The sequence below is a fragment of the Bifidobacterium amazonense genome (assembly GCF_018555435.2).
Lineage (GTDB): Bacteria > Actinomycetota > Actinomycetes > Actinomycetales > Bifidobacteriaceae > Bifidobacterium > Bifidobacterium amazonense.
In genome coordinates this window covers 1-4,985 of sequence record NZ_JAFEJT020000102.1, presented here as the reverse complement: position 1 = coordinate 4,985, position 4,985 = coordinate 1, and the positions used below count along the sequence as shown (strand labels likewise).

General features: G+C 65.0%; 3 protein-coding genes. All 3 read right to left on the bottom strand.

The features are described from left to right. On the bottom strand, nt 1-662 hold a 662-nt coding region (locus tag JS533_RS13315), incomplete at its 3' end, for a beta-galactosidase (RefSeq protein ID WP_241515274.1). A 194-nt stretch (nt 663-856) separates the two neighbouring features. Then, nucleotides 857-2,458 (bottom strand): extracellular solute-binding protein, encoded by a 1,602-nt coding sequence (locus JS533_RS13310; RefSeq protein WP_241515273.1) that lies wholly within the window; start codon nt 2,456-2,458, stop codon nt 857-859. A 140-nt stretch (nt 2,459-2,598) separates the two neighbouring features. After that, nucleotides 2,599-4,719 carry a glycoside hydrolase family 53 protein gene (locus JS533_RS13305; protein ID WP_241515271.1) on the bottom strand — a complete coding sequence of 707 codons (2,121 nt, stop codon included), beginning with the start codon at nt 4,717-4,719 and terminating at the stop codon, nt 2,599-2,601. Nucleotides 4,720-4,985 lie beyond the last annotated feature (266 nt).

Genomic DNA, 4,985 nt, shown 5'->3' with positions numbered 1-4,985 from the left:
CCGCGCAGCGCCTCAAGATAGGCGATGCCGTCGGAGCCGCCGGGCACCCATTCGTCGGAGATGCCGGTGGTCATCTCCCATGGAGCGGACGAGTGCATGTACTCGTTGTCGAGCTGCGCGCCGATGATCGGGCCGCCCTGGTCGAACAGCAGCCCGTCGACCTGCTCGTGGATCTTCGTGTACAGTTCGCGCACTTCGTCGAGCCAGCCCGGGTCGAGCGAGCGGGCCTCGTAGTCCTTGCCGTACACCCAGTCGGGCACGCCGCCGTTGCGCACCTCGCCGTGGTCGAACGGGCCCATGCGCAGGATCATGTACATGCCGTGCTTGGCGCACAGTTCGACGAACCGCCGCAGGTCACGCGAGCCGGTGAAGTCCCACCGGCCTTCGATCTCCTCGTGGTGGTTCCAGAACACGTAGTTGGCGATCACGTTCACGCCGCCGGCCGCGCATTTGGCGAGTTCGTCGTCCCAGCGGGAGGCGTCCATGCGCGAGAAGTGGAATTCGCCGCTGACGCCGAAGAACGGCTTGCCGTTGACGGTCATGTAGTAGTTGGTGAAGTCGATCGCGTCTCCGTCGGGGCTGGTGTTGCGCGTGCGGTCGACGATGTCGAAGGGACGGATGGGGCGTTTGCGGAAGTGCGTCAGGTCGACGATGTGGTTCATGATGATGCTCCTTTGCTGTGGCGTTTTGCGATCGGATTGCGTTCGGATTGCGATCGGATTGCGATCGAGTTGCGATCGGAGGGGTTGCGTTCGACCGCCCGCAAGACACGGCCGCGCGGCGCGATGTGCGCGAACGCGCGGTCGGGATGTTGCGGAACGATCGCGAGATGATGCGGATGGCGTCTGCGGCGCGGTTACTTGACGTACTTGTCGTACCACTTCTGCCACAGGGCGACGGTGTCGTCCATGCCGAGCTGCCTGAGCCTCGAGACGAACTCGTCGAACTCGCCGTCCACGCCGCCGGAGACGATCCAGCGGGAGATCACCGGCATCGCATAGTCGAACATCTGCGTGTCGTTGTTGGAGATCGTGGTCGAGTCGGTTTCGTCCGGGCGCACGTAGTCGGGCAGCACATCCCGAGTCAGGTCGAAGTGCTTGTACTGCTCGGCGTACACGTCGTCGGCCTCGCGGAACGATTCGAGGAAGTCGACGTTGTCGACGGTGATGCCGTCGGGCACCCAGCCTGTGGCGCTTTCACCGCCGAGCGAGGGGCTTTTGCCGTCGTCGTTCCACGAGTCGTAGTAGGCGTCGGTGAGCTTGTACTTGGTGTCGGATTCCTTGGTCATATACTCGGGCACCGCGCCGTAGATCTGCTCGAGCGTGGTCTCCGGGTCGTACAGCGCGTTGACGATCTTGAGGATCGCGTCCATGTTGGGCGCGTCCTTCCTCACGGCGACGCGGTTGTTGGCGAACATCGTGGTCTCCACGGAGCCGTCCCACGTCACGTCGTCGGCGGACATGCCCGGCCCGGTCGGGGCAGGCATGGCCACGTACTGGTCCGCGAGGTCGCCGAAGTCGGTGGCCGCGTAGCCGAATGCGACGCCGGTGAGCGCGGTCTTGCCGTCGGATTTGAGTTCGGCGGTGTACTTGTCGTCGGCCTTGGTGATGGCGGTGGAGGGGATGAGTTCCTTGCCCATGAGCTCGTGCAGGTACTTGACGACGGTCTTGAACTCGTCGGTGGCCATGAAGTTGCCGACCTTGCCGTCCTTGACGTAGATGCCCTGCTGGGAGGCGCCGGAGTTGAAGTGGGTGACGATGCCCATGGAGTTGAGCAGCAGGAACGGGCTGAACCAGCTCGGTCCGAAGCCGGAGGAATCGAATCTCTTGATGTTCATCGGAATCTCGTCGGCCTTGCCGTTGCCGTTCGGATCCTGCGTCTTGAACGCCTCGAGCACGGTCTCAAGCTCGTCCCAGGTCTTCGGGATCTCAAGCCCCAGCTTGTCGAGCCAGGTCTTGTTGATGAGGATGTGCTGGCCGGAGCCGTAGTACTGTTCGCCGCGGTCGGAGGGCAGCACGTACACCTTGCCTTCCGGGTTGGAGACGAGTTTTTCGGCGTTCGGCTTGGCTTCGAGGAATTCCTTGACGTTGGGCATCTGGTCGAGATGCTGGGTCAGCTCCTCGAACTGGGGCATCTGGTCGGCGTCGGCCGGGGTGAATGCGGCGATGGAGATGTCCGGCACGGAGCCGGAGGCGAGCATCGGGCTTTTCTGCTGCGTCCACGCGGTGCCGCCGACCTGCGACCATTTGATCGTGCAGTCGCAGGCGGCGGTCAGCTTCTTGGTCCACGCCAGATCCTTGAGGGAACGGACTTCGGAACGGGTGACGACCATGACCTCGACGAGCGGCTTGCCGTTCTTGTCGGTGGCGCCGGCTTCCGTCGTGCCGCCGCATCCGGCGAGCACGGTTGCCAGCGCGGCGGTCGCCGCCACTCCTGTTATGACTTTCCTGCTGTTCATGTTCTGCTCCTTCGCAAGGGGACCGCACGTCTTTGATGCGGTTTGTGGTGTTCCTCTTGGTTTTCACTATACCGTCGAACCGCATCGGTCCCGCTCGAGAAATTGCCGGCAGATATCAAAATGTTGCTCGCGTACGTCGGTCAGCTGTTGTACCGGTACGCGTCGAACGCGGGCAGCGCACGTCCGTCGAAGTCGAACAGCGTCGTGTTGTCGACGACGTTGCCGCCGCCCATGTCGTCGCTTTCTCGGTACGACCAGTGCACGTCGCCGTTCGCGTGGATCATCACCGGATCCCAGTACAGGTCGCCGATGGCCATGCCGTCGGGCACGCCGCGCAGCTCGTTGAACAGGTCGATCAGGAAGTCGCGCTGCAGCTCGGGCGAGCTGGTTTCCGGCCCGCCGTACGGGCCGTTGTTGGAAAGCTGCCCGGGCTGGCCTGAGCCGGTGTCGCCGGTCCAGTTGAACCCGGTCTCCATGATCATGATCGGCTTGCCGAACTCGTGTGTCACCTTGACGGCGAATCGTGCGAACTGGTGCGCCGATTTCTGCGTCCAGAACGGATAGAACGACGAGCTGATCACGTCGTAGTCGACGCCGTGGTCGCGCGCCGCGCCGAAGTATTCCAGGTAGCGTCGCGTGTTGCCGCCGTCGTCGACATGGATGATGATCTTCGAGTCCGGGCACAGTTCGCGCACGGCACGCGCGCCGGCGTTGTAGAAGCGGGCGAGTGCGTCCCAATGCTCGAGCGAGCCGTACGGCAGCAGCATGCCGGAGCGCGTCTCGTTGCCGAGCGAGACGAATTCGGGCGTGGTGCCCTGCGCGTTGAGCCGGGCGAGCGTGTCGGCGGTGTAGTCGTAGACAAGCCGTTCGAGCTCGTCCACGGCTTCGCTCTCGGTCAGTCCTTCGATGCGGCGGGCCCAGGCGTGCGGGATCATCTGCAGGCCGGGGTTGGTCCACGTGTCGCTGTAGTGGAACGACCATTGGATCGCCATGCCGGCGGCCTTGGCGCGCCGGGCGAGTTTGAGCCCGTCGGCGACCTCGTGGTAGCCGCCGGGGATGTACCAGCCGTTGCCGTCGTGGCCTTTGCCGGTTTCGTTGAAGACGCGGATGCGCACGATGTTCCAGCCGTTCGCCCCGGCGAATGCGATCGGGTCGACCGGATTGCCGGCCTCGTCGCGGAACACGCCGCCCTGGTCGACGACGTACGGCACTTCGGTGATGTCGCCGCCGATGTACAGCCGGTACGGTTCGCCGTCCTGCCGCTCGTCGCGCGTCAGCCGCCAGTCGTCGAATTCGCATGACGGCACGTCGGAGCCGACCCGTACGTCGCCGCGCGGATCGTCATGCACGCGATCGGCCTGCGCGTGCACGCCGATCGTCAGTGCGCCGCCGGAGACGACGATGCCGCGCAGCGTGACCCGCTTCCACTTGTCCCGATCCTGCTCGCGGAACGCATTGCGCGGCACGGCGGCACGGATCGGGCGGGATGTGGCGGCTGCGGCCACGTCAGCGACACCGGTTCCGTCGTCACTGCAGGCCGCTCCAGCACCACCTGCTTCACCGGCATCGCCGACTTCGGCGGCGTCTCCGGTCCCATCGGCGTACACGTAGCACCGCTCCCACCCGCCGGCGTTGCGCGTCATGACGGTGAGCGTGTACCGGCCGTCGGCCAGTCCGTCGATGCGCAGACGTTCGTCGTGCGGCCCGTCGCCGCGCACGACGAACGGTCGCCAGACCGGCTTCCCCGCCTCACCGGCCCCGTCGGTCCCGACCGAACCGTCGCCGGTCGCGCCGGCAGCGCCGCCGGTCAGTTCGCCGACGCGCTCGATGGCGACGTCGTCGATGTACCCAACGAAGTCCGGCGACGCGATCGGCTCGACGTAGATGCGCACGTCGAGCTCGCCGTCCGTCTCGACGCGCACGCCTTCGAGCCGGATCTCGTCCCACGTCTTCTCGCCGTCGATCTGCACGGCGCCGGCGCTGGCGATCGGCACCGCTTCGCCGTTCGCCTCGAACCGGCTGTCCTTGAGCGGGCCGTTCGCCCACGCCATCAGGCTCAGGTCGTAGACGCCCGGTTCAATGGTGAGATCCTGCGACAGCAGCGTGTCGCAGTTCTCGCGGTCGATCAGCAGCGATCGTCGGCCGGAGTATGCGGCTCCCGGCTCGTCTGTGGTGTGGATCGGCCTCGTCGTCGTCCAGCCGCGGACCACGCCGTCGTCGTCCGTCTGTTCAAATCCTGCGTTCGCAATGGTAACGGTCATCGTTGCCTTCCGTTTCTGTCGATGACGACTATCGTCGCATCGTTGATCGACTATGCGCGGTCTGCGCCGACCATGCCGGCCGGCTACTCGCCGCACAGTCAACAGTATAGATATACCGGTGTATCAAGCTGGTGTTTTGTGCCGAGGGGCAAAGACGCGTATGCAGCTTGGGCGAAGCGCCGGAGCTGCATACGCGTGTGCATGTCTCGCTGGTTGGTTTTGCGCGTGCCTGCTGAGGATTGGAATCGCGCTGCGCGCGATGCTGT